This window comes from Nocardia nepalensis (genome assembly GCF_048910785.1).
Lineage (GTDB): Bacteria > Actinomycetota > Actinomycetes > Mycobacteriales > Mycobacteriaceae > Nocardia > Nocardia nepalensis.
Window position 1 is genome coordinate 231,609 of sequence record NZ_JBKBET010000041.1, and the last position, 23,730, is coordinate 255,338.

At 65.5% G+C, this 23,730-nt stretch carries 24 protein-coding genes; 11 read left to right on the plus strand and 13 right to left on the minus strand.

From position 1 onward, the window contains the following. Window positions 1-110 precede the first annotated feature (110 nt). Complete coding sequence (locus ACHQ4I_RS40935; protein WP_420777294.1) at window positions 111-1,772, plus strand: alpha/beta fold hydrolase; 1,662 nt, start codon at window positions 111-113, stop codon at window positions 1,770-1,772. 108 nt (window positions 1,773-1,880) lie between these two features. Here the strand turns inward: ACHQ4I_RS40935 and ACHQ4I_RS40940 are convergent, their stop codons facing one another. The 4 genes from ACHQ4I_RS40940 to ACHQ4I_RS40955 all read right to left on the minus strand — a co-directional run bounded on the left by ACHQ4I_RS40940 (window position 1,881) and on the right by ACHQ4I_RS40955 (window position 5,451). Next, the gene (locus ACHQ4I_RS40940) at window positions 1,881-2,567 is read right to left on the minus strand and encodes a TetR/AcrR family transcriptional regulator (protein ID WP_420777295.1); all 687 of its coding nucleotides are present in this window, start codon (window positions 2,565-2,567) and stop codon (window positions 1,881-1,883) included. Window positions 2,568-2,569: 2 nt separating this feature from the next. Beyond that, window positions 2,570-3,175, minus strand: a complete 606-nt coding sequence (locus ACHQ4I_RS40945) for a TetR/AcrR family transcriptional regulator (protein WP_420777296.1) — start codon at window positions 3,173-3,175, stop codon at window positions 2,570-2,572. 91 nt (window positions 3,176-3,266) lie between these two features. Next, window positions 3,267-3,713 (minus strand): SRPBCC family protein, encoded by a 447-nt coding sequence (locus ACHQ4I_RS40950; RefSeq protein WP_420777297.1) that lies wholly within the window; start codon window positions 3,711-3,713, stop codon window positions 3,267-3,269. A gap of 10 nt (window positions 3,714-3,723) precedes the next feature. Further along, entirely contained in the window at window positions 3,724-5,451 is a 1,728-nt protein-coding gene (locus tag ACHQ4I_RS40955) for a nitroreductase family deazaflavin-dependent oxidoreductase (protein ID WP_420777298.1), read from the minus strand. A gap of 301 nt (window positions 5,452-5,752) precedes the next feature. Here ACHQ4I_RS40955 and ACHQ4I_RS40960 point away from each other — a divergent pair, with 301 nt between their 5' ends. From ACHQ4I_RS40960 to ACHQ4I_RS41000, 9 genes are read left to right on the plus strand one after another with little or no spacing between them, the layout of a single operon-like run. Further along, a complete protein-coding gene (locus tag ACHQ4I_RS40960) occupies window positions 5,753-6,625 on the plus strand; it encodes an MlaE family ABC transporter permease (protein WP_420777299.1) in 873 nt (290 codons plus the stop codon). Continuing rightward, window positions 6,625-7,488, plus strand: coding sequence for an MlaE family ABC transporter permease (locus tag ACHQ4I_RS40965; protein ID WP_420777300.1), 864 nt, complete (start codon window positions 6,625-6,627; stop codon window positions 7,486-7,488). Before ACHQ4I_RS40960 ends, ACHQ4I_RS40965 begins: the two co-directional genes overlap by 1 nt. Before the next feature lie 7 nt (window positions 7,489-7,495). Continuing rightward, entirely contained in the window at window positions 7,496-8,548 is a 1,053-nt protein-coding gene (locus ACHQ4I_RS40970; protein ID WP_420777301.1) for an MlaD family protein, read from the plus strand. After that, window positions 8,545-9,564 carry an MlaD family protein gene (locus ACHQ4I_RS40975; RefSeq protein ID WP_420777302.1) on the plus strand — a complete coding sequence of 340 codons (1,020 nt, stop codon included), beginning with the start codon at window positions 8,545-8,547 and terminating at the stop codon, window positions 9,562-9,564. The genes ACHQ4I_RS40970 and ACHQ4I_RS40975 overlap by 4 nt, the downstream gene beginning before the upstream one ends. Further along, window positions 9,552-10,553 (plus strand): MlaD family protein, encoded by a 1,002-nt coding sequence (locus ACHQ4I_RS40980; RefSeq protein WP_420777303.1) that lies wholly within the window; start codon window positions 9,552-9,554, stop codon window positions 10,551-10,553. The genes ACHQ4I_RS40975 and ACHQ4I_RS40980 overlap by 13 nt, the downstream gene beginning before the upstream one ends. A gap of 4 nt (window positions 10,554-10,557) precedes the next feature. Continuing rightward, complete coding sequence (locus ACHQ4I_RS40985) at window positions 10,558-11,655, plus strand: MlaD family protein (RefSeq protein WP_420777304.1); 1,098 nt, start codon at window positions 10,558-10,560, stop codon at window positions 11,653-11,655. Next, window positions 11,652-12,716, plus strand: coding sequence for an MlaD family protein (locus ACHQ4I_RS40990; protein ID WP_420777305.1), 1,065 nt, complete (start codon window positions 11,652-11,654; stop codon window positions 12,714-12,716). Before ACHQ4I_RS40985 ends, ACHQ4I_RS40990 begins: the two co-directional genes overlap by 4 nt. After that, window positions 12,713-13,702 (plus strand): MlaD family protein, encoded by a 990-nt coding sequence (locus tag ACHQ4I_RS40995; protein ID WP_420777306.1) that lies wholly within the window; start codon window positions 12,713-12,715, stop codon window positions 13,700-13,702. The genes ACHQ4I_RS40990 and ACHQ4I_RS40995 overlap by 4 nt, the downstream gene beginning before the upstream one ends. An 18-nt stretch (window positions 13,703-13,720) precedes the next feature. Beyond that, window positions 13,721-14,284, plus strand: coding sequence for a hypothetical protein (locus tag ACHQ4I_RS41000; RefSeq protein WP_420777307.1), 564 nt, complete (start codon window positions 13,721-13,723; stop codon window positions 14,282-14,284). A 5-nt stretch (window positions 14,285-14,289) separates the two neighbouring features. Here ACHQ4I_RS41000 and ACHQ4I_RS41005 read toward each other — a convergent pair whose 3' ends face one another. Both ACHQ4I_RS41005 and ACHQ4I_RS41010 read right to left on the minus strand, forming a co-directional pair. Continuing rightward, window positions 14,290-14,910, minus strand: coding sequence for a TetR/AcrR family transcriptional regulator (locus ACHQ4I_RS41005; protein ID WP_420777308.1), 621 nt, complete (start codon window positions 14,908-14,910; stop codon window positions 14,290-14,292). Beyond that, window positions 14,907-15,587 (minus strand): TetR/AcrR family transcriptional regulator, encoded by a 681-nt coding sequence (locus tag ACHQ4I_RS41010; protein ID WP_420777309.1) that lies wholly within the window; start codon window positions 15,585-15,587, stop codon window positions 14,907-14,909. The genes ACHQ4I_RS41005 and ACHQ4I_RS41010 overlap by 4 nt, the downstream gene beginning before the upstream one ends. A gap of 118 nt (window positions 15,588-15,705) precedes the next feature. On the opposite strand from ACHQ4I_RS41010, the gene ACHQ4I_RS41015 reads away from it, so the two are divergent. Beyond that, the gene (locus tag ACHQ4I_RS41015) at window positions 15,706-17,079 is read left to right on the plus strand and encodes an ABC1 kinase family protein (RefSeq protein WP_420777310.1); all 1,374 of its coding nucleotides are present in this window, start codon (window positions 15,706-15,708) and stop codon (window positions 17,077-17,079) included. Here ACHQ4I_RS41015 and ACHQ4I_RS41020 read toward each other — a convergent pair. From ACHQ4I_RS41020 to ACHQ4I_RS41050, 7 genes are read right to left on the minus strand one after another with little or no spacing between them, the layout of a single operon-like run. Continuing rightward, complete coding sequence (locus ACHQ4I_RS41020; RefSeq protein ID WP_420777311.1) at window positions 17,076-17,642, minus strand: hypothetical protein; 567 nt, start codon at window positions 17,640-17,642, stop codon at window positions 17,076-17,078. The two genes, ACHQ4I_RS41015 and ACHQ4I_RS41020, sit on opposite strands and share 4 nt — an antisense overlap. Window positions 17,643-17,658: 16 nt before the next feature. Further along, entirely contained in the window at window positions 17,659-18,603 is a 945-nt protein-coding gene (locus tag ACHQ4I_RS41025; protein ID WP_420777312.1) for an MlaD family protein, read from the minus strand. Beyond that, the gene (locus ACHQ4I_RS41030; RefSeq protein ID WP_420777313.1) at window positions 18,600-19,619 is read right to left on the minus strand and encodes an MlaD family protein; all 1,020 of its coding nucleotides are present in this window, start codon (window positions 19,617-19,619) and stop codon (window positions 18,600-18,602) included. Before ACHQ4I_RS41030 ends, ACHQ4I_RS41025 begins: the two co-directional genes overlap by 4 nt. Further along, entirely contained in the window at window positions 19,616-20,659 is a 1,044-nt protein-coding gene (locus tag ACHQ4I_RS41035; RefSeq protein ID WP_420777314.1) for an MCE family protein, read from the minus strand. Before ACHQ4I_RS41035 ends, ACHQ4I_RS41030 begins: the two co-directional genes overlap by 4 nt. Beyond that, a complete protein-coding gene (locus ACHQ4I_RS41040) occupies window positions 20,659-21,696 on the minus strand; it encodes an MCE family protein (protein ID WP_420777315.1) in 1,038 nt (345 codons plus the stop codon). Before ACHQ4I_RS41040 ends, ACHQ4I_RS41035 begins: the two co-directional genes overlap by 1 nt. After that, the gene (locus ACHQ4I_RS41045) at window positions 21,693-22,703 is read right to left on the minus strand and encodes an MCE family protein (protein ID WP_420777316.1); all 1,011 of its coding nucleotides are present in this window, start codon (window positions 22,701-22,703) and stop codon (window positions 21,693-21,695) included. The genes ACHQ4I_RS41040 and ACHQ4I_RS41045 overlap by 4 nt, the downstream gene beginning before the upstream one ends. Continuing rightward, window positions 22,700-23,728 carry an MlaD family protein gene (locus ACHQ4I_RS41050; RefSeq protein ID WP_420777317.1) on the minus strand — a complete coding sequence of 343 codons (1,029 nt, stop codon included), beginning with the start codon at window positions 23,726-23,728 and terminating at the stop codon, window positions 22,700-22,702. Before ACHQ4I_RS41050 ends, ACHQ4I_RS41045 begins: the two co-directional genes overlap by 4 nt. Window positions 23,729-23,730 lie beyond the last annotated feature (2 nt).

The following is a 23,730-nucleotide window of genomic DNA, read 5'->3' on the forward strand; positions in this document are numbered from 1 at the left end:
GCTTCGTCCGCCACGTGATTCGCAATTCCCGCCAACCACCGTCCATGGCCGCCCGATAGGCCCGGTAGCCGCCATAGGCTCGCAGTGTCTGTGACAGTGAGGAGCTCGAGGTGCGCGCGGAAGAGGTGCTGGAAGTTGTCGACGGTATCGCAGTGAGCATGGTGACCCACCGGGCTCCGCTCCCCGAGGGGTTCCCCGCGCATCCCGCAGACTGTGATCAGCTTCGGCACCTGCGAGTTCGAATGGCCGACGGCCCGGCCGATCCCGCGACCGCCGACGCGATCATCGTCTTGCTGCCGGGGGCCATCGCGGGTGCTCGATCACTACAACCGTTGGCCCGCAATACGATTCGCACCTTGCACGCTGCCGGAGTCCGAGCCGAGTGCTGGGCGATCGATCGCCGCGCCAATGGGGTCGAGGACCACAGCCCTATCGAGGTGGCGCTGGCCGAGAGCGATCACCGGCTGCCCTTCGACTACTACTATCGCGGAATCGAGGTCGGCGGAAGGGTTTTCGGCGGTTTCCGCAAGGACCGCGAACTCGGTTTCCTCGCCGAGTTCGGCATGGCGCGCACTCTCGAAGATCTGCACGCGGTGCTCGTCCGCGAAATCCGCGATCCTGATATGCGCGCGGAAAGGGTGTTCCTCGGCGGACATTCACTCGGCGGGATTCAGGCGGGCGCCTATGCCGCATGGGATTTCGACGGCACACCCGGATACGAGCAGATCGCCGGTCTGATCGCCCTGGACACCATCACCCATCTCGATCCGCTGCGGCTGCGCTCACGCAAGGCGCTCGGCACCGCCCTGCGACCTCTCGCACGCGGCCTCGAGCGAACCCCAGCCGCGATGCGCCGCGGACTGATGCCGCGCAGCACCGCCTTCCTGCGGGGCGGGTGGGGAAATGCCGAACTGTTCGCGATCATCGCGGCCGTCGCGGCGGCGGCGACCATGGCCCCCGAAGACGAGACCGATATCTTGCGGCTGATCCCGGAAAACACCACCACCCGCATCGCCCTGCGCGGTTCGACCGCCCGCACCTGGCGCGAATTCCTCACCGGCACACCCGATTACCGCGATCTGCGATTGACCAATCTGGCGCTGCTCGGTCTGCTCGGCGGCGCGCACACCTCGGTCAATTTCGCCGTTCTCTCGATGAGCTGCGGCACCCTCGACAGCGCCGCGGTCGCGCCACGCACCTTCCCGCTGCCCTTCGAGGCCGGGCGCCTCCCGGGGTTGCGCTCGCTGTACAAGGCCGGTTTGGGCACCCAACCCCGGTACAGCCCAACATCATTCGACGAGCTCTACCACTGGCGCGGCTATCGCCGATGCGGCACACCGGACGCACCGATCCAACTATCCAACAGCGGCAAACCGGCGTCCACGACGGGCGGCGAGGTCGTCGATATCGTCGAACTGGCCAGGATCCTCGCGGGCGGGCGGCTCAACGTATTCGAGGACTACTTCCCGACCCGGCAGACCATCGACGCCGTCGCGGTCCTCGGCGGCTGCCGCACCGGCTCGCTCGCGCCGATCCGCCACGAAGACGGCGCATCTCGACTGCCGTACATCAACGTAATGGGCGAATCCAGCTTCACCAACGTCATCACCCGCTTCGGCGTATATCCGGAACAGGTGCACTGGGTCCCCGGCTATTTGCACTGCGACCTGGCAGCGGGCGCCGACCCGAGCCCGCACGGAACACCCGAACCGGTGGCCGCCCACCTCGCCGAATTCGTCCGCTCCACACTGGGCGCCGAAGCAGCAGCATGATGACCCGAACGCGCCTGGGCAGAGCGGATCGCGCGCGCCGGGCCGACCGAATTATCCATGGCCGCAGCCCATCTCCGTCACGCCGAACGCGCCAGCAGTCGCCGCTGGCTACGACTCGCGAAAGAACAGATAGTCGAACAGCGCCAGAATCCGATCGATATCGAACTGTTCGGGATCGTCGAGCACCAGCCGCGCCGCGGTCTGGATGGTCCCCTGCACGACCTGGGTGAGCACATCGGCATCCACCTCGTCGGCGTCGGGTTGATCCGCCAGCCACAGGCCGATCGCGTGCCCCAGCGGTGTACGCAATTCGTCGCGCGATTTGGCGACCCGCTCCCGCAGCACCGGCGGCACCCCATCGATCGGGAAATACACCAGCCGCCAGGTGTCGGGCATCGAGCGCACCTCGGTGAGGAAGCGTCCGAGCATCGCGGGCAGCTGTTCCGGTGTGACAGAACCCGGATCGGGCGTCGTGGCATCACCGGCGACGGAGCGTTCGACGGCGGCGGCCATGCGGGCGGTCTCGCGTTCGATGAGTTCTTCCAGCAGTTCGTCGCGGCTGCCGAAGGAGTCGTAGACGACCGGTCTGGTCACTCCGCCGCGCTCGGCGACGGCGGCGATGCTGACGCTGGTGAAACCCTCCTCGGCCACGATGGCCAGTGCCGCGTCGAGCAGTTGCTCGCGCCGGTCGGCGGGCTGGAGTCGTTTGGCGTACTTGCGCTTGGCAGGCCGGGGTCCGCCGGTCTTATCGGCCGCCGACTTCTTGGCGGGCGTCACTTGTTTCGCGTTCGCCATCGCTACGACTCCCCGGCTCCGACGGCGGCGACCGCCCGCCGCGCCACCCAGCGCAGTGTCTTCGCCACGGCCTCGCGACGTTCGGCACCACCCTCGGCGAGGACGATCCTGGCTCCGGTCTCGCTCGCGCTGATCACCGCGTGGCTCAACAATTCGCTGTCGATATCTTTTTCGCTCAGCGCGCCCATCACCGCGATCAGCGCCTGGCTGCGCTCACGGATCGCATTGCGGGTGCGATCGACGCGCTGGTGCACCTCTTTGGGCAGACCGTCGCCGGGCATCAGCACGAACCGCCAGGTTTCCGGCGCCGCGACCACGAGATCGAGATAGATATCGACGGCGTCGGCCGCCACATCCGATGCCATCGCGGCTAGGTCGACACCCTCCGGGACCACCGGGGTCGCCGCGGCCGCCATCTCCTGCACGCGCTGGTCCTCGCGATCGAGCAGCGCCTCGAACAGCTCGTCGCGATCGCCGAATTCGGCGTACAGCGCGGGCCGGGTAATGCCCGCGGCACGCGCGATGGCGTGCATACTGACGCTCGCATAGCCCTCGCGCACAATGAGGTCCCGTGCCGCGTCGAGAATGTCGTCACGTCGTGTTGACACTTGCTCCTCCCAACGTCGGCTGACGGACACCTGTTTCAGATTGCTTCCGGCTGGGCCAGTGTACGCATTCCCATCGCGCGCGCTATATACCTCATTGCCTTGCCGCGCGCCGTTCGGATTCGCTGGCCACAGCGCGGATGAGGAATCCGATGACCAACCGTATCCCGGCCCGCACGATCGGCGCGGGCATCGGGAACGGCAGATTCACCTCGTGCCGGTATTCCAGGCGGGTCGAGCCACCGGAATCGGCCAGGTCCACCGCACCGCGGATATCACCGGGCAACCCGGACAGTATCCGGTAGGAAAACCGGTATGGCGCCGCATATTCGGTAACCCCCTCGCGCACCGCGGGAAACCACCGCCCCAGGACGTAGATCGCCCGGACAGCGCCGACGCCGTTCGGCTCCGGCGCGGCGTCGCACTCCATATCCACCGCCCGCAACGGGGTGATATCGGCGTATCCGCGATGATCGGTGAGCACGTCGACCACCACCCCGGGCGGCGCGGCGACGGTCCTGATCATCGTGACCCCAGCCATGACCTCGCTCCTATTCCGCCGCGTCCACGACCAGCTCGGCGAGCAATACCTTGGCGACACGAGCCGCGAACCGGGTCGCGAGCCCGAACTCGTCGCATCCGGTCCTGTCGTACACGCGCGGACCCGAGAGCAGCAGCGTCGATCCCCGGTACCGAATAACGGCGGTACCGGCGGCCAGCACATTGCGCACCCAGTCGGCGGTGTCGCCGTACGGGAGCGGGACCACCACGCGATTCCCGTCGCGGAGTACGAGTACCGGTGTGTGATAAGACTTCCCGGACTTGCGCCCGGTGTGGGTGAGGAGTCCGAGACCGGGCGCCCGTCCGGCCAGCGGCCGCACCAGCCGGTTCGTCACGGCTCGATTGACCGCGGGAAGCCGGGCGGGCATGATCCGATCGCTGTCGTCCTCGGGCCGCAGCAACCGCAGCGGTCCGCGCCGCAGCGCACCCGGCTCCGGTTCGACGCCGAAACTGCGGAACAACATGCCGATCATGTCGTAATGCCCGACCAGCAGGCACAATGCGGCCAGTTTCCGGTCGCTGTAGTGCGCGCGCAAGCGGGTCCAGGTGTCATCGGAAATGAATCGGTCGGTGTGCAGTTCGTCCACCGCGGTCAGCAGCGCCCGCTGCCGCTCGTTCCAGCCCGGCGCGGACGGACCGATCGCCACCCGCTCGACCGTCTGCGGCGAGACGCCGCTGAGCCGGGAAAAGTGTGCGTGGTAATACCATTCGTAGCCCACCCCGCTGTTCCAGGTAATGCGCAATGTGGCCAGCTCGGTATCGGGCCGCGAAAGGTGTGAACCGAGTACCAGTTTCGCCGCGAACGGCAGGTAATGCCGCATCATTCGCGGATCCATGCCGATGGCATCGGCGGCCGCTACCCCGGCTCTCACCCCAGCGCCCGTGGCGAATCCACCGAGCCGGGACAGCGTCCAGGTGAGCGGGCCGACCGCACGCAAGGCGCCGAGCGCGATCCGATCCGGCGGCGCGCCGCGCAGCTGCACTGCAGCGCACAAGCGGGTCAGAATATTCGAATCCGACACGGGGACAGCGTTATTCAGGGCGGTCCCCGCCGGTTCGCGTCGCACGGAATCGCCGGTCAGCACCGCGCCGAGTTCGGCATCACGTCGCAATATCCGAATCGGCCAGGCCTGCCACGCACCGGGTTCCGGACGGACGTCCACACTGTTGAACAACATGGCCAGCATTGCGTAATTGCCGGTCAGCAGACAGATATCGGCCAACTGCGCATCGTCGAAGAACAAACGCACCGATGCCCACGTGTCATCGGAAATCACTCGGCGCGAGGTCAATTCGTCCACGGCGGTCAGCAGCGCCCGCTGCTTCGCCGACCACTCCGCGGCCGCGGGCCCGACACCGACGCGCGCCACATCATCGACCGAAAGCCCGGCCGATCTCGACACGTATACATGGGTGAACCATTCGTAGTACGCCCCGCAATTCCACGCCGTCCGCAGGATCACCAACTCACTGTCGGCGCGACGCAGCCGGGTCAACGAGTTCACATATCCGAAGTACAGCCCGTAGAACTTGACCATTCCCGGCGTCAGCCCGACGGCCTCGATGGCGCGCACGCGCCCGCCGCCGGTCACCGCGCCCGCGGCCCGCGAAGCCGCCCAGGCCAGCGGCCCGATGCTGGTCAGCCGGCCCAACTGCGCGCGCGGTGTCCGCAGCCGCCACCACAGGTCCGGCGCGGTCCGCGCCTCGGTCTCCGTCATCGTCACGCCCTTCCGACGTCGGGCAACGTCGCCCGGGTCGGCATGAATATTACACCGCTGTATTTGATGTCGATCGAAATTGATCCTGTTGTTTTCCCTGCTCCGCAATGTTAGCGTTTGCCCCGGCAGCCGATGGTGTCGATCACACCGGGGGCGGTTGGTGACCGCGTTCACAGCCACTCGCGATCATCACGGCGACGGCTGTCGAGAACTGTCAAAACACTGACGTGTCACGTCAAACGGGCAGTGTGGCCTGGCAATTAGCGTGGCCCTTTGGGGGAAGTACAGGGAGGAACGATCGATGGACTCCGACGCGCCGAGCGCGGCGCCGACGCTGACGCCGATAGCAGCATCGGCACCGACGGCGACGCGAATAGCGCGGAAGAATCTCACCGATACCACGCTGTCGAGCCTGCGCACCTTCGGTCGCGTGGTCGACCTCGGTCTGGAATCGACGCGCGGCACCGTCTCCGATATCGTCGCGCGTGAGTTCCAATGGCACGAAATGCTGCGCCAGGCTTGGTATCTGGTGACCGTCACCGCGATTCCCGCAGTGCTGATGGCGGTGCCGTTCGGAGTTGTCGTCTCGGTGCAGGTCGGCAATCTGATCCATCAGCTCGGCGCGGATTCATTGATCGGCGCAGCGGGCGGGCTCGGGGTCATCCAGCAGGGCGCACCGATCGCGACCGGACTGCTGCTCGGCGGTGCGGGCGCGTCGGCCATCGCCGCCGACCTCGGCGCGCGCACCGTCCGAGAGGAGATCGACGCGCTGCGCACCATGGGCATCAGCCCGGTGCATCGACTGGTGATTCCGCGGGTGACCGCGATGATGCTGGTCGCGCCGCTGCTCAATGTGCTGATCATCTTCGTCGGCATCGTGGCGGGCTACGCCGTCGCGATCGGCGCGCAGAATGTCACGCCCGGTAGCTACTGGGCCACCTTCGGTTCCTTCACCGTGCTCACCGACGTGTGGATTTCGATGATCAAGGCGGTGCTGTTCGGATTCATCGTGGTGATCGTGGCCTGCCAGCGGGGGCTGGAGGCCAGAGGCGGGCCGCGCGGGGTCGCCGACGGCGTCAACGCCGCGGTCGTGCTGTCGGTGGCGTCGATCATCGTGGTGAATCTGGTGATCACCCAGGTCGTGGCCATGTTCCTGCCGCTGCGGGTGGCGTGATGACCGCTACCGCGTACGTACCCAAGGGATTTCGCTGGGCCAACCGCCTATTCGACCGGGTCCGGGTGCTGGCACCGCTGGAGAACGCGGGCTTCGCACTGGGCTTCGTCTTCCAGGCGCTGGCCGCTATTCCATTGACGCTCAGGCGCTATCGCGGCGAAACCATGCGCACCATCACCGATATGACCTGGGGGCGCGGCTCGGTCATCGTCGGCGGCGGCACGGTGCCGATGTTGATCGTGCTCGGCATCGCCATGGGCGCGGGCGTCGGCATCCAGGGCTTCACCACCCTCGACCTGATCGGGCTCGGCCCGGTCACCGGTGTGGTCTCGGCCTTCGCGAATACCAGGGAACTGGCCCCGATCGCCGCGGCGGTCGGATTCGCCGCGCAGGCGGGTTGCCGGATGACCGCCGAAATCGGCTCCATGCGGATCTCCGAGGAGATCGACGCCATCGAATCCCTCGGCCTGCGCTCGGTTCCGTTCGTGGTGACCACCCGGGTGATCGCCGGAGCGATCGCGATCGTGCCGACCTTCCTCATCGCGCTGATCCTGAGCTACCTGGCCTGCGACACGGTGGTGGTACTGCTGCACGGCCAGGCGGGCGGGGTATACGAGCACTACTTCTTCCAGTTCACCAGCGGCTACGATGTCCTCGCCGCGGTGGTCAAGATCCTGGTGTTCGGCGTCGCGGTCATCCTGATCCATTGCTATTACGGGTTTTTCGCCTCCGGCGGACCCGAAGGCGTCGGCATCGCATCCGGACGCGCGGTGCGTGCCAGCTTCGTCGCGATCATCGCGCTGGATATGGTGCTGACCCTGCTGCTGTGGGGCGTCAACTCCTCGATCGAATTCCCGGGATAAGAAGAAGATGCCCAATTACGGATTGCCAGGTGTCACCATGGGCAAGCGCGGCTCGCGCGCCCTCGGCGCGGCGGCATTGGTCGTCGCCGTCGGAGTCACGCTGGCCTGGACCGGATATCAGAACCGACCCGACGGCGAGCGCATGCAGGTGCAATTGCGCACCCAGCAGATCGGCGAGGGCATTATCGAGGGCACCTCGGTGCGTCTGGACGGCGTCGATATCGGCACGATCACCGATATCGCCAGCATCGGCCAAGGCCGCCAGCTCATCACCCTCGACCTCGACAAGTCCCAAACCTCCGGACTCACCGAAGATCTCGCCGTCGACTACACACCGGAGAACCTCTTCGGCATCAGTGCCGTCACCCTCGAGCGCGTCGACGGCGGCGCACCGCTGCACTCCGGTTCGGTGGTCGATCTCGCGGGCGCGAATGCGAACCGGGTCGCCGATGCCACGATGGGACGGCTACTGCGAGCGCTCACCGAGACCTCGACCGAGGTATTCACGCCCCAATTCGCCCAGGTACTCCAGACTTTCAGCGGTGAGCTACAGGCCTTCACCCCGATACTGGAGGCCGTCATCATGCTGAGCCGGGCGATCGCCGACACCCAGCGCTACCCGTCCTCGTTCCTGATCGACCAATACGCCTCGTTCTACGACGGATTGGGCTCATTCACCTCCTCGACCTTCAAACTGCTCAAGTCGGTGCTCGATATCGAGGTCCTGCAAAACGATCGTCCCAAATACGACGCGTCCATCACCATGATCACCGACCAGGCATTTCCGGCCGTCGGCACCATCGGCGACATTTCCCGCCAACACTTCTCCGGCTATACCGACATGTTCGCGCCCTTGGTCGCCGCCCTCGCCGCGACCGTCCCGAATCCCGGACAGTCCCATGCCGAGCTGACCGAACTGATCCAACGCCTCGATCGCATGTTCGCCGACACCGCGAACGGACCGACGCTCAATGCCGCCATCACCCTGCGCGGCGTGCCGGGTATTGCCGTGCCGCTGCTCGGGCAGCAGGGATTCGCCATGCTGGGAGGCGCGTCGTGAAACCGACCTCGACCATCGCGGTGGCATGGAAGCTCGGACTGTTCGCGGCCGCGATGATCGCACTGCTCGCGGTGATCGCCGCGGCCATCGTCCGGCCGGTCGGCGGCGATACCACCACCTATCGTGCGGAATTCACCGACGCCAACGGCTTGAAGACCGGTGACGACGTGCGCATGTTCGGCGTCGCGGTCGGCAAGGTGGCCGATATCTCCCTGGAAAACGGCCGCGCCGCAGTCGAATTGACGGTGCAGCGGGACCGGCCGGTCTACGACGCGAGCGTGCTCGCCATTCGCTACCAATCGCTGACCGGTCAGCGCTATATCGATATCCGCCAACCCGAACATCCGACGCCGAAACAGGCCGAGGGTGTCACCATCGGCACGGATCGCACCATCCCGTCCTTCGATATCACCCAGCTCTTCAATGGGCTGCAGCCGGTGCTGCAGGAGTTCTCTCCCGGCGCGCTCAATCAGTTCACCGAGAGCGTCCTCGCGGTGATCGAGGGCAATGGTTCCGGGGTCGGGCCCGCGCTCGACGCGATCGGGCGGCTCAGCTCGTATGTGTCGGATCGGCAAGCCGTGCTCACCACGATCGTCGGCAATCTGGAGTCGATTTCAAACCAGATCGGCGGTCGCTCACCGCATTTGGTGACCCTGCTGCGCGGCCTCTCCGATGTGTTCACCGCATTCCAGGAGAAACTCGACGGCTTGATCGACTTCGCCAATGTCGCCCCGTCCGCACTGGGCCCGCTCAATAGCCTGCTGGCCACTCTCGGCTTCACCGAAGTCGCCAACCCGAATCTGGAAAACGATCTACACCTGCTGTTTCCGGATCCGGCGACGGCCTTGGATCTGCTAGGCAAACTCCCCGGCCTGCTGCAATCGCTATCCGCACTGGTGCCATCGAGCCGCACCGGGGTCCAGGTCGACCTCACCTGCTCGAAGGGCCGAGCCCAGGTGCCGTCCATGGTGGCGGTACTGATTGCCGGGCAAAGGATTTCGATATGCAACAGCTGAAACACGGGCATGACCGGCACGAGACCACCAAACAGCGCCGGGAACTGCGCCTCGGCCTGCTCGGCGCGATTCTGCTCGTCCTCGCGCTCGGCGCGACCGCGGTGATCTACGTGCTGCCGATCGGCAAGGCCAGCTACACCGCCTATCTGCCCGAGGCGCAGTCGATTCGCGTCGGCAATCAGGTGCGGGTCGCCGGGATCACCGTCGGCGCGGTGACTTCGCTGGAGTTGCAGCCGGATCGGGTGAAGATGAAGTTCACGGTGGACCGCAATGTCTTCGTCGGCGACGCCACCACTCTGGAAATCCGGATGCTCACCATTGTCGGGGGTCATTACGTGGCCATGACTCCGGCCGGGCAGAAACCGTTGGGCAAGACGGCGATTGCGCCCGATCGGGTGAAGCTGCCGTACAGCCTGGTGCGCACCCTGCAGGATGCGGCCAAACCGGTCGCCGACGTCAATGCCACGACGCTGCGCGAGAACCTGGCCGCCTTGCAGACCTCGCTGGATCAGAGCCCGGATGGCCTGCGGCGCATGGGAAATGCCATGCAGTCCTTCGTGACCATCCTCAACAGGCAGAACGCCGAGGTGTCGCGATCGCTGACCGTCACCGACGAATTCCTCACCGTCATCAATGGAAACCGTTCGCTGGTCGGCCAATTCGTCCGCAAGATCGGTCTGCTGGAGGTGCAGGGCCTGAACAAGAAGGCCGAGATCACCGAGGCACTGGTGATCGCCGCCGAACTGCTCTCCAGGATCGCGGGCCTAGAACCGTCCTGGCGCGAACAACTACAGCCGATGGTCGACAAACTCATGGAGGCACTGCCCGCACTGCGCGAACTCGTCGGAAAGCTCGACGATTCGCTCAACACGCTGCGCGGTGTCAAGGAGAAGCTGCAGACCGCGGTCGATCCGCAGGACGGCATTGTCATCGATCAGTCGGCGGATACGATCACCACCTGCATCCCGGTCCCAGGAAAGGGGTGCTGAGGCCGTGAGACGCCTACTCGGTTCGCAGGGTTTCGTCACCATTATCGGCGGAATCGTCATCGCGGTCGTCGCGGTGGCGGGCTATCTGGTGGCATTTCGGCCCCTGGAGAAATCACTCGGTTACTGCGCGATCATGCCGGACGCCGTCGGCCTCTACGTCGGCAACCACGTCACCATGCTCGGCATGCCGGTCGGCAACGTCACCTCGGTCGAGCCCCAAGGCGACGGCGTGCGCGTCGATTTCGAGGTGAACGCCGACCATCCGCTGCAGGGTCAGGTCAGCGCGACCACCGTCTCCGACACCCTCGTCGCCGACCGCGACCTCGCGGTACTCGGCGAGCCCGGCGGCCCCGCGTGGAAGCGCGACACCTGCATCACCCAGACCTTCACCCCCAAGAGCATCACCGAATCCCTGTCGGCCTTCTCGCGCCTGGCCAGTGAGCTCGACGCGCACGGCGCACCGGGCGAACAGACGCGCATCCGCGATAGCGTCGCCGCCTTCCAAAGGGCCACCGCCGGAACCGGACCCGCGATCAATGGCCTGATCAAGGACCTCGGCACCGCGCTGCGCGCCCCCGATGCCGCCATCGGACATATCGGCGCGCTGATCGATGCGATCGGTCAGCTCTCGAAAAGCATCTCGACCAACTGGGACGACATCAAGACCGCGCTGGTCAACGCCGGAGCCGGTATCGCCTTCGTCAACGAAATCTGGCAGAAAGTGGTGCAATTGGTCGATTCGCTGCTCGTCGACCTGCCGCTGTTCAACGACATCTCGCGCAAGTACGGCCGCGAAATACTGCGCGGACTCGACGATCTCGCACCGAATCTGCGCTTGCTCAGCGCCAATGTCGCGACGCTGCAACAGATCGTCGATATGATCCCGGCACTGGTCGGCGCCTTCCAACATGCCATCGACCCGCAGAGCGGGCAGATGAAACTCACCTATGCGCCACCGAAAGTCGCTCTGCCCCAAGAGAACGCCGATCAGATCTGCGCCACGCTCAATGCCGTGACGCCCGGTCGGTGCCGCGGCGCGGCGAACGGTCTGGCCGCAGTCGACCTGGCCGCACTCGTTTTCGGACCGGTAGGTGCCCGATGAGAAATTCCACACTCGTGCGACGCGCCGGAACCGGTCTCGCGGCGGCGTTGGCGGCCGCAATGCTGCTCGGCGGTTGCGCTTTCGATCCCTCATCGGTGCCAGTGCCGGGGGCGTCGGTGGCGGGCCCGACCTATCAGGTGCGGATCGAATTCGCGAACGCGCTGAACCTGCCGAAGCAGGCCAAGGTGGTGGCCAACGGCGCTCAGATCGGCAGTCTGCGCAGCGTCACCGTCGTCGACCCGTCGGCACAGAATTCGGGCCGCATCGACGCCGTCGTCGACATCTCCCGCTCAGTCGAACTGCCGACCACCACCACCGCGCAACTGCGGCAGAACACCATCCTCGGCGATATCTACATCGGACTCACCACTCCCCCAGCCGATTTCGCCAGCACCATCGCACCGGGCGGCACGATTCCGCTGAAACAGACGCGGCCCGCACTCCAGATCGAGGACCTGATGGCGGGCATGTCCACCTTCATCGGCGGCGGGGCGCTGCACAGCATGCAGGAGATCATCAACCGCACCAACGCGGTACTGCCCGCGCAGTCCACCGAAACGGCGCGGATCTTCCAGACGCTCGGCCACGACGCCCAGGACGTCGCCGACAATCTGGACTCGGTCGGCCGCCTGCTCGACGCGATCCAGCAGGACCTCGGCGCGGTGCTGGACAATAAGGAAGAGCTGGACGCCCTGCTGTCCGAACGCGGTGCGCGCGATATCCCGGCGTTCGCGAATTCGCTGGTGCTCACCCTCGGCGTCGTCGGCGCCCTCGGCATCATCGGACACGCGATCGACTGGCTCGGCCCCTTCCTGCAGGCCAGTGACGCCGCCGCCAAGGCGTTCGTGCCAATGCTGTTGGCGGCCAACCCACTCGACCTGTCCGCGCCGTCCAACCTCAACCGCCTGGTGGCACTGCTGCGCGACAAGGTCATCCCGTTCGTGGAGCAAGGACCGAAAGTGAATCTGACCCGCATCGGCGTCGAGGGCGCGCCCGTCTCCACCGACGAACAGGTCGATCGCATCATCGCGAACCTGCGGATGATCGGCGCGGTGCGTTGAAACCCCGTCGCATCAAACCCGGTTCGGTGGTCTCCCTGGCCGCCATCGCCGCGATCCTGATCATCGGCAGTAGCTACCTGAGTTTCGGCGTGGTCAAGGTCGGCTGGCTGAAGAACTACACCGACGCGACCATGGTGCTCGCCGACTCCGGCGGGCTACTGCCCCGGTCCAAGGTGCTGTTGTCGGGCATCGAGGTCGGGAAGGTGACTTCGGTGTCGCACACCGGAAATAAGGTCTCGGTGCGGTTCCGCGTCGACGACAGATACCGCATCCCGACCTCGAGTATCGCGCGGATCGAAAGTCTGTCCGGACTCGGCGAGTCCTATCTGGACTTCCGCCCGCGCGGCGGTGGCGCGGGCCCATATCTGCGCGACGGCCAGACGGTGGACGCCGACAAGATCGTCATGCCGATCTCCATCGCGGAGGTGGCCCAGACCGCGACGCGCATCTTGAACCAGCTCGATCCGCAGGCGATGGGCGCGATCATCGAAACCTTCAGCCAGGGGCTGGCGGGCACCGAAGGGGTCATTCCGCAGTTGTCCCGGTCCACGGATCTGCTCGCGGCGACGCTGCTGGCCCGCTCGGATGTCATCCGGGACATGCTGGTCGCATTCCAGGCCAAGGCCACCGATATGTCCTGGTCCGGGCCGGCGCTGCACGACGCCGCCGATCCGTGGGCCGCGTTCGGGCCCCGGGTCAGCGAGGTCGCCGCCTCGATCGCCAGGGTGATCCGCAAGGGCGATGTGCCCGCCGACTATCTCACCGATACCGCCGATACCGTCGGCCTCGTCCCGTTCCTGCGCCAGCTGGCCGCCAAGATCGACCAGATCGGACCGGACCTCGCGTCGATGATCCCGCTATTGCAGCCACTGACCGCGCTCGCGACGAATGCCGTGCGCCCCTTGGATATCGGCGGTCTGATCACCCAGGCGCTCAGCGCCACCAGCCCCGACGGCACGCTGAACTTCCAGATCACCGTCAAATAGCCACCTTTCGGAGCAGCAATGACAGTCGATACGACCAAGTCCGACACCGATGCCGGTGCGGCACAACACCGTTCGATCTCGATTCCGATCGCAACCGTCGCCTGGGGCACGGCGCTGGCCGCGGTGACCATCCTCGCCGTGACGCTCGCCGGATTCCTCTTCGCCGCCCGCAGCGACCTCGCCGACCGGGACGCCGTCGCCGCGGACAATAAACGCGCCGAGCAGGTCGCCACCGACTACGCCGTCGGCGCCTCGACCGTCAATTACGCCGAATTCGCTTCGTGGGTAGGCAGACTCAAGCAGAACACCGCACCGACCCTGGCCAACAAATTCGACACCACCGCGCCGAAGCTCGAGGAACTGCTCACCCCGCTGAAGTGGACCTCCACCGCCAATCCGATCACCGCCAAGGTGGTCTCCGATAACAACGGCGTCTACCAGGTCGACGTTTTCGTCAATGTCAGTTCGACCAACGCCCAGAATCCCGACGGCGCGCAAACGACGGTCACCTATACCGTCACCGTCGACCGCAATTCCGACTGGAAGATCACCGATGTCGGCGGCGGCCTGCCGATGAAGTAACCCGGTCAGGGCTCCGGGGCGAAGGCCGCGCGGATGAAGGCGGTGAGCTCGGCGGTGACGCGCTGCTGCGACAGCCCGTCCGCATCGCCGCGCATCGCGGAGAGCAGGGCCGACAAGATGACCGAGAGCATCACCTCACCGGCGATGCGCGGGTCCAGATCCGGATCGAGGAAGCCGCGGGCGATGCCGTCGCGGATGCGTTCGCGCGCGGCGTCACCGTAGGCGCCCATATTCTCGACCGAACGGTGGATGACCCGGTCATCGATCGAGGAGACCTCCAGCAGAATGAAATTCACCAGACCGGGTTCGCTTTCGACCAGCGCGAAGCAGCGGTCGACCGCACGGCCGAACATCGCGCAGAATTCGTCCAGCGTGGTCGGCGCCTCGGTATCCGGCCCGATCACGCGCTCCCCGATCAGCGCGTAATAGTGGTCGATGACCGCGTCGAGGATGTCGCGCTTATTGTCGAAGTAGTTGTAGAAGGTCCCATGGCTCACCCCGGCCCGGGCGACGATATCGGCGACCGCGACATTGCGATAGCCCTTGCCGACGAACAGCTCGTAGGCGGCCAGCACCAGCTCCGAACGCCGCTTGGCACTGCGCTCGACCGCCGCCTCGGTACTCATCGGGCCGCACCCCGCTTCGCCGCCGCCTTACCGTGCGGCCGTAGCGCTTTCATCATCAGATTCAATACGACGGCCACGGTGTGCTCACGCTTTTCGGCGTTGCCCGGTCCGAACAACTCCCGCATCAGTCCCGGCATCACCAACGTCAGAATGGTATGCGAAAGCACATCGACATCGATATCGTCGCGGATCCACCCGGCCTCGATCCCCCGGCGCAATTCCTTGGCGACGAATTTGGCGACCACCATCTCCAACCCGAGCAGCCGGTCCGCGAGTTCCTTATCGATGGCGCTGGCCTCGACGAACAGCAGCCGGACGAATTCCGGTTCACGCTCGACCAAGTCGTAGAGCCGCACCGACGCGGCCCGCAGACTCTCCATCAGCGCCTCGAGCGAATCGGGCCGTTCCATCACGGTCTTCGGGTCCACCGTGACGCTCAGCTTCTCGATGCCGAAATCGACCACATGGTCCAGGATTTCGCGCTTACTCGTGAAATACCGATAGACCGTGCCCTGTCCGATGCCGGCGTGCGCGGCCACATCGGAGATGGCCGTGCCCTCATAGCCCTTCTCGACGAAGACCGCGTAGGCCGACTCGATGATCTGCTGGCGCCGCCGCTGCGCCAACCCGGCCTCCGGCGGGCGACCGCGACGCGCGGTGCGCGGCTGCTCCGCCACATTTCTCCCATCGACAGACTTATCGGCCGGTGTCTACCATCGACCATGAGTTGGGACTGATGTGTCAGTCTATCAACGCGGACGTACGCGCGAGGGCCCCATCGGAATGGAGATTCCCATGTCGGATCGTATCCGCACCTCGCGCATCGCCCGTGGCGGCACCGTCGGGCGCTACGCCGCGCGGCAGGCGGTGCGCAATGCCCGCACGCGATTCGCCCGCATGACCCGTCCGTCGAATCCGGACGACGAGGCGACCACGCGCGAATTCCTGCGCGCCACCGACGAACTGGTCGAAATGCTGGGCACCATGAAGGGCGCGGCCATGAAGGTCGGCCAGATGCTGTCGATCATCGACCTCACCCTGATTCCGCACGATAAACGCGCGGACTTCCAGCGCAAACTCGCCGTCCTGCGCGATAGCGCGCCCGCGATCTCGTTCGAGCGGATGCGCACGGTGATCGAGGACGACCTCGGCCAAACCCTCGCGCAGGCGTTCGCGGAATTCGACACCGAACCGCTCGCCTCGGCATCCATCGGTCAGGTCTATCGCGCTCGGTTGCACGACGGCATGGCGGTGGCGGTCAAGGTCCAGTACCCCGGCATCGCCTCCGCCGTGCGCGCCGATCTGAAGAATCTTGCCCTCCTGCTGAAACTTTCGAAGCGGATGCTGCCGACCGCGGGCAGCGACGCATTCATTGAAGAGCTTACATTTCACATATCGGATGAGACCGACTATCTGCGCGAGGCGAAGACCCAGCACGAAATCGCCACGCAGTACGCCGGACATCCGTTCCTGCGCATTCCCGATGCCGTACTGCCGCTGTGCTCACCGCGGGTGCTGGTCACCGAATTCGTGGACGGCATGCGTTTCGACGCGATCACCCGCGAATCCGCCGCGGTGCGCGACCGGGTCGCCGAGATCATCTACCGGTTCTACATCGGATGCATCTACCTCGACGCACAATTCAATGGCGATCCGCATCCGGGCAATCTGCTGCTGACCCCCGACGGCCGGGTGGCCTTCCTCGACTTCGGTCTGTTCAAACGAATGGATCCGGCCAGCGTCGATTTCGAGCGGGCGTGTGCCGATCTGGCCTTCGACGAGCGCGCGGAGGAATTGCACGCGCTCCTGCGCACCGCGGGGGTCCTGGAACCGAATGCGACGATCACTCCGGCGCAGATTCTCGAATACTTCTACGACGCCTCGCCGTGGACCTTCGACGATGAGGAACTCGAGGTCACCGGCGAACTCGCGGGCGGGGCGCTCATGACGATCGTGGATCCGCGCACGGCGGCGTTCGAACGGATGCACCGGCAGACGCTGCCGCCGGAGCACTTCTTTTCCCGGCGCGCGGATTTCTACGCCTTCGGCATGATCGGCCAACTGCGCGCGAGCGCGAATTGGCATCGGATCGTGCGGGAATGGGTACGCGGTGAGCCACCCGCGACCGAACTCGGCCGTGCCGATGCCGAGTGGCGGGCGCTCCGCTAACGCGAGGCGACCGCCTGCTTCGGACCGTAATCCACGACCTGCCAGGCGCCGCCGTTCTTCGACACCGTGACGATCAGCAGATTCGCGGCGGTGGCCGGTTCGGGCTGCTGAACATTCTGGGTGCGCTGGGTCGCGAAGACGGTGACCGCGTACTGGTCGTTGTCCTTGGGTTCGACCGCGGTGCCGATCACCTCGCCGGTCGCGACGACCTGGGCGCCGGTCATGATGTTGGCGAGGGTGTCGTGCACCTCCCGGTAGCGGTTGCGCAGAGCGTCCGAGGTGCCGCTCTGCACGCCGTCGAAGAAGGCTGGGATATTGCGATAGTCGTAGGTCAGCGATTTGAGGGTGTAGTCCTTGGCCACCTCGGCGGCCTTGTCGCGGTCGGCGTTCTGCTGCCGCAGGGCGTCGAGGTCGTTGCCGGTGGCCTGCCAGCGCAGTCCGAGCATGGCGGCGAGGACGGCCATGAGGACCGCGACGCCGGTGAGGGCGTAGATTCGGGCATCGTGTCGGGATTCGACGGACGTCGGGACATCGATCGCTGGCGCATTTTCGTTGTCGCTCACGGCTTTCCTCACTTCGCTACTTCGGGAACTCGACCGTGACCCGCGCGGGGCCGCCCGCCGAGAAGACGGTCGACAGGAGGTCGATGATCGAACCCGCGTCCACGCGTAGCGGTTTGATCACCGACGTCGCCGGTTTCAGCACCGTGGCCAGATACGCCAGGTCCGGTCCGAGCAGCCCCAGGTATTCGTCGATCTTCTGCACCAGCGGTCCGATCGAGTTGTCCCACACGTTTTCACCTGCGTAGGAGTAGTCCTGGAAGGACCGGATCAGATGCAGCACATTGGGCAGTCCACGGTCGATATCGCCGTGCACGTCACCGATTTTCGGGCCGTAGCCCTGGAAGTGGTCACCGAGGGTCTGCCCGTTCAGGTACAGCCGGGTCAGCGCATCGCGCTTGTCCCGCAGCATCTGACCCACGAGAGTCAATGCGCGCGTGAGGTTCTCGACATCGGCCCGACGCCCCGCGAAGCCCTCCGACAGTGTGCTCGCCAGCCGGGTGACCTTATCCGGATCGATCTGCGCCGAGAGCGCGTCCATATTGGCGAGTGCGTCACTGACCGTGGTGGCGATCTTCACCTGCGCGGCCGGAATCACGCTGCCGTCACCGAGATACGGGCCCTTCGTCGTGGCCGGGCGGAAGTCCATGAACTGCTCCCCCGCCGCCGACAGGTTGCTGATGCGCACCGCACTGTCGCGGGGCAGTCGATATTTCGCGTCCACCTCGATCCGCACGGCCAGCCCTGCGGCCGTCGCGGTGATCGCCCGGACCCGCCCGATCGGCATGCCGCGCAGGTCCACCTCGGAGGTCGGCATCAGCCCACCTGACGAAACCATCAACACCGTCATGGAATTGGTGTCCTTGCGCGGATCCATGTCCAGCACGCCGACGATCATGTAGGTGGCGCATACCAGTGTCATCACCGTCAGCAGGATCAGCGAGACCGGGCCGGACAGCTTCATCGGACCATCCCCATCGAACGCAGCACCTGGATCAGCTGATCCGAACGGACTTCGGCATCGGTGTGCACCGCGGCGGCGCTGACCTGCCGCACCCGGATATCGGGCGGTGCGCTGAAGAACGGAATCAGCTTGTCCCGCAGCAGCTTGTTCACCAATTCGGCGTTCATCGCGACTGTGGTGTCGGCCGAGGCGATGGTGAGCGCGGTCGGAGCGATGATGCCGATGATCTGGTGCAGATCACCGACGAGCGGCAACGCCAGATCGCCCACATTGTGGGCGAGCGCGCCGGCCTTCACGATCGTGTCCACCACGCCGAGCAGGACATCGGCGAGACCTTCGGCACGGCTGGGCCCGAAGGTGAGGGTGCGGTCGACGCCGCTCTTATCGGCCTCCAGCGTGGTGGTGACCGCGGCCGCGGACCGCAGGATCCGATCGAGGTCATCGGTATTGGCGGCGAGATCGCGCAGCGCATTGCGCCCACCGGCCAGGATGCGGTCGAGTTCGGCCGGATCGGTCGGGTGGGCGGCATTGAGCTGGGTGATGACGCCCTGCATATCGGCCCAGCGGCCGCCGGTCACGATATTCGACAGTGCGCGCAGGATGTCCTCGACATTGGTGGCGGGCAAGGTCTGCGACATCGGGATCACGTCGCCATCGCGCAGGAAGGGGGCGCCCGCGTTCTTCGGCGCCTCCAGTGCGATGTGGATATCGCCGAGGATGGTGCTCTGGCGCAGTTCGGCCTTGGTCGACTTCGGCAGTTGCACATCGCTTTTCAGCTCGACCGTCGCGATGGCGGTATCACCGACCAGGTCGATGTGTTGCAGCACACCGACTTCCACGCCCTCGGAGATCACCTTGGCCCGGTCGGGCAGATTCAGCACGGAACCGAATTCGATGGTGATCGTGTACTTATCGCCGGTGAGATAGGTTCCGGGAATCGGGATGTCGGTCGCGCGCACACCGCAGCCCGCCACCAGGAACAGGGCCGCGAGCAGGGCTGGGATCATTCGTCTCATCGGGGAGCTCCCAGGATCACCTGCGCCAGACCGACTTCGCTGGTCTTGCCACCCACGGTCTGTTCGAATCGCGGTGGGCGATAGTCGATTCTGGCGGCACCGAGATTCGCGTCGAAGAGCGCGCCGAGGGCTCCGGCGACCTGCGGCACGTGCAGCAGGATGTCGGAGATATCGCCGGAGCGCCGGGTGATCTGTTCGATCACCGGCATCGCCTGATCGAGGAAGCCGTAGGCCTGCTGATCGTATTTGTCGACATTGCGGGCAATAACGGGCAGGAACTGCACGGCCAGGTCGATCGCCTGGGAGAACTCGGTGCAGACCCCGTCGATCATCTGGATGCCGTCCTTCAAATTGTCCAGCAGCGTCTGCATATCCGGCCAATTGGTGACGAACATGGTGACGAGTTGATCGAGGTTGTCGATGAGCCGGCGGAAGACCACATCGCGGTCGGCCGGATTGCCCACCAACTGGGAAAGCCTGGCCATCAACGTATTCCACTGTTGACCGGTGCCAGCGAAGGCGCGGTCGGCGGCGGTGAGGGTGTCGTCGAGTAGTGCGTCGCCGGGACGGCCGCCCGCCGCGGACTGTCCGCCGAGGAGATCGGAGGAGAGTCTGCCCACCGCGTCCAGCGCCTCGCTGATGCCGATCGGAGTCCTGGTCCGCTCCAGCGGAATACACTGTGCCGAATCGAATTTCGCGCCGCCGGTATAGGACTTGGTGAGCTCGACGCGGCGGTCGGTGACGATCGAACTCGACAATGTGACCGCACCGACATCCGCGGGCAGGGCAATGCTGTCGGCGACCTTCATCGAGACCCGCATGCGATCACCGCGCGGCTCGATGGCCGAGACCGTGCCGACCTCGACGCCGAGCACGGTCACGTTATTGCCCGGATAGAGCCCGACGGTATCGGCGAATTCGGCGCAGATCTGCTGTTGCGGCCGATACAAGTACGACACCGAGGACGCACCCGTCGCCCCGATCGCGACCACCGATGCGAACGCCACCGCGACCACTACCGCCTTGCCTCGTCTGCGCATCAGCAGGCCTTGCCTTCGAACGGAATACAGAGCTGCGGCCCCTGCAGCACGCTGGCCGATTGGTCGACGGTCACGCCGTCGACGCCGAGCATGGCCGAGATCTTGGTCATGAAATCCTTGATGCCGGTGACGACGGTATCGATGCGAGCCGGATCCTGGACCAGCTTGTTGAACAGCTCCTCCAGCTGCGTCACCGAAGGCTCGAGCGAGTCCCCATACGCCATGACCGGGCGGTGCACCACCAGGAACAGCCGCTTCAATAGGTTGAACACCCTGACCACCTCGACCTTGCGCTGGCCGAGCACCACCGCGACGACACCGAGTTGGCGGACGAAATCGGCGAGCACTTCCCGATCGTTGGTGATGGCGCCGATGTATTCGTCGGAGACCGCCAGCGCCGCGTCCAACTGCCCGGAGCGGTTGGCGAGCACATCGCTGAGCTCGGTGAAGTTGCCGACGATAGCGCGGATCGCATCCGGCTGACCGGCCAGCGCCCGGTTCACCTGCGCGATGGTCGCGCGCAGTGTCGCGCCGTCCACATCGCGCACCGCCGGCGTCGCGGTCTCGAGGACATCGGTCAGTTCGAACGGCGTCAGCGTGCGCTCCGGCGGAATGTGCTTATCGCCAAGGGGTTCGGTACCCGCCGGACTCAGCGACAGATAGTGCCCGCCGATCGGGGTCAGCATCTTCAGTTGCACCGCGGACTTATCGCCGACGCGCACCCCGCGATCCACGCCGAAACGCACCTCGACATGATCGCCCGCCAACCGGACCGAGCGCACCTGCCCGACCTTGATGCCGGCGATGCGCACCTCATCGCCCGAGCGCGCACCCCCGGAACTGCGGAAGTCCGCAATGTAGGCGTCTTCCCCGAATGGGACCGCGTACACGACACCGGCGGCCAACAGTGCGACGACGCTGACCACGACACCCGCGATCCCCCAGCGCAATTGCCTGCGCGATTGCTTACCCTCGGCGTGCTTGCCGAGCACCGCGGCGATCAATTCGCCGATCGTGGCGACCGCATACCGGATCATTGGCACACCACCAGCTTCTGATTACCGAGCACGACCCGACCGATCCCGGGAATCGCGGCCTCGCCCGCACTACAGGTGAAAGTCCTTGGCGGCGTGCTATTTCCGAGCAGCGAATTGTTCAAACCGGTGAGCAGTCCCGGCATCAGCGATAGCACTTCGACGATCTGGTCGGTCTGCGGCAGCAGCCTGCGCAGCAGCCCGTCCAACGGTCCGTAGCTGTCGTCGTAGGCGCCCTGTAGCTCCTCCAATAGCGGAACCAGCGGCGCCATCGTGCGATTCGCCTCCTCGACGGCGGTTACCAGAGTGGAGGTCTTGGTGCTGAACTGGCGCAGGATGCCACCGAGCTGTTTCACGAGATCGCCGACGGCGGCGGACTTTCCGCCGATCTCGCCGGAGATCGAGCCGAGATTGCGAATCAACAGCACGATCAGCGCCTCGCGATCCTTGGCGTAGGCGGTGAGGTGGTCGAGGTCCGCTAGCACGGGACCGATGCCGGTGCCGTCACCGTTCAGGACGCGAAGCAGGTTCTGCCCGAACTGATTCAGCTGAGCGGTATCGAGAGTGCTGAACAACGGCTTGAATCCGTTGAACAGTTTGGACACATCGAAACTGGGGATGGTGCGCTCGACCGGGATCGTGGCTCCCGAGGCCAGCCGCGCGCCAGCGGGCTGCTGGTGCACCAGCTCGATATAGCGCTGCCCGATCAGGTTCTGATAGCGGACCGCCACCTGGGTGTTGTCGTAGACCGGGCGGTTCTTGTCGACGGTGAATCGGACGCGGGCGAGCGTGCCTGCCAGCTCGACGGATTCGATCCGGCCCACCGCCACGCCGGACATGCGCACGGTATCGCCCTCGTATAGTCCGGAGATATCGGTGAATAGCGCGCTGTAGGAGATATCGGTCTCGGGTACCGGAACCTTCAGTGCGGCAATGACGAATGCCGAACACACCGAGACAATGGCCACGAAGACCGCCAACTTCACCGACGCACTCGCCACCGGGTTCATCGCGCACCCCCGATCAGCGACTCGGCAAGGTAGGGCATGTTTTTCACGATCACCTCGAGCTGAAGCTGCACCCGGCCGTCGACGACCGGGAAGGCGGAGCCGATGGCGTCGATGAGCTCGGGAACGCGGTGATAAGCGGGCGCGACGGAACCGATCGATGCGGCGATCGGCACGACCAGATCCAGCAGCGTATCGATGATCTCTGCCAGATTCGGGTTCTTGTCCCGCAGCAGATCCGCGACCGCGACGACCAGCTTCTCGCTCACCCCCGACACCGATTTGCGGGTGCGCTCCCGATTGACCGAATCGCCGAAATACGCACTGTGGTCGAGGACTCCGAGAATGACATCCACCGCCGACGGCGTGGTCTCGGCGACGCCGACCGAGGTCTGCGCGCCGATATCGAGGTAGTGCGCCAATGGCGCGCGCTGGTTGTCGGCGAGCACACGCGCCATATCGAAGAAGGCCGAAACCGTCGGGCCCAGCGTCGCGGAATTGTCGATCAGCAGGTCGAAGACCTTGCGCACGTCATCGGAGTCGAGCACCTGCGCCAGCCGGGCCGCGCGCCGGAATACGCTCGCCACCGTCGCGTTCGCGGCATTCTCGCCGATCGAGAGGGTGGCGTTCTCGCGCAGCGGCGCGCCCTTACCCTCGGTCACCAACTCGATGGCACTGGAGCCGAAGACATTCGAGGAGCTGAAGCGCGCGGAGACATCGTCGGTGAGCGCCGCGGCCTGGGTTCGATCCAATTCCAGCACGATGCGCTGATGGCCGTAGCCGACGGTATCGACACGGCGCACCGTGCCGATCGCGAAGCTGTGGAACTTCACCTCCGCACCCGGCGCGAGGCCCTCACCGAGGGTTGCCGCGTCGATGGTGATGGTGAAGCGGTCGGCGAATTTACCCTGGGCGTAGTTCGTAATGACCAGGCCCGCAACGACAATGACAGCGGCGACGAGCAGCCCGCGCGCCCGCAGCGCCCACGGTCGCGCCGACCGTCCGGAATAATCACGAAAGACCGGCATGG

Coding starts and splice junctions, on each gene's coding strand:
- ACHQ4I_RS40960 (WP_420777299.1), top strand. CDS start 5,753: ATGGACTCCGACGCGCCGAGCGCGGCGCCGACGCTGACGCCGATAGCA.
- ACHQ4I_RS40980 (WP_420777303.1), top strand. CDS start 9,552: ATGCAACAGCTGAAACACGGGCATGACCGGCACGAGACCACCAAACAG.
- ACHQ4I_RS41030 (WP_420777313.1), bottom strand. CDS start 19,619: ATGAGACGAATGATCCCAGCCCTGCTCGCGGCCCTGTTCCTGGTGGCG.
- ACHQ4I_RS40940 (WP_420777295.1), bottom strand. CDS start 2,567: ATGGCGAACGCGAAACAAGTGACGCCCGCCAAGAAGTCGGCGGCCGAT.
- ACHQ4I_RS41050 (WP_420777317.1), bottom strand. CDS start 23,728: ATGCCGGTCTTTCGTGATTATTCCGGACGGTCGGCGCGACCGTGGGCG.
- ACHQ4I_RS41045 (WP_420777316.1), bottom strand. CDS start 22,703: ATGAACCCGGTGGCGAGTGCGTCGGTGAAGTTGGCGGTCTTCGTGGCC.
- ACHQ4I_RS41025 (WP_420777312.1), bottom strand. CDS start 18,603: ATGAAGCTGTCCGGCCCGGTCTCGCTGATCCTGCTGACGGTGATGACA.
- ACHQ4I_RS41000 (WP_420777307.1), top strand. CDS start 13,721: ATGACAGTCGATACGACCAAGTCCGACACCGATGCCGGTGCGGCACAA.
- ACHQ4I_RS41035 (WP_420777314.1), bottom strand. CDS start 20,659: ATGCGCAGACGAGGCAAGGCGGTAGTGGTCGCGGTGGCGTTCGCATCG.
- ACHQ4I_RS40950 (WP_420777297.1), bottom strand. CDS start 3,713: ATGGCTGGGGTCACGATGATCAGGACCGTCGCCGCGCCGCCCGGGGTG.
- ACHQ4I_RS41015 (WP_420777310.1), top strand. CDS start 15,706: ATGTCGGATCGTATCCGCACCTCGCGCATCGCCCGTGGCGGCACCGTC.
- ACHQ4I_RS40955 (WP_420777298.1), bottom strand. CDS start 5,451: ATGACGGAGACCGAGGCGCGGACCGCGCCGGACCTGTGGTGGCGGCTG.
- ACHQ4I_RS41040 (WP_420777315.1), bottom strand. CDS start 21,696: ATGATCCGGTATGCGGTCGCCACGATCGGCGAATTGATCGCCGCGGTG.
- ACHQ4I_RS40970 (WP_420777301.1), top strand. CDS start 7,496: ATGCCCAATTACGGATTGCCAGGTGTCACCATGGGCAAGCGCGGCTCG.
- ACHQ4I_RS40965 (WP_420777300.1), top strand. CDS start 6,625: ATGACCGCTACCGCGTACGTACCCAAGGGATTTCGCTGGGCCAACCGC.
- ACHQ4I_RS41005 (WP_420777308.1), bottom strand. CDS start 14,910: ATGAGTACCGAGGCGGCGGTCGAGCGCAGTGCCAAGCGGCGTTCGGAG.
- ACHQ4I_RS40990 (WP_420777305.1), top strand. CDS start 11,652: ATGAGAAATTCCACACTCGTGCGACGCGCCGGAACCGGTCTCGCGGCG.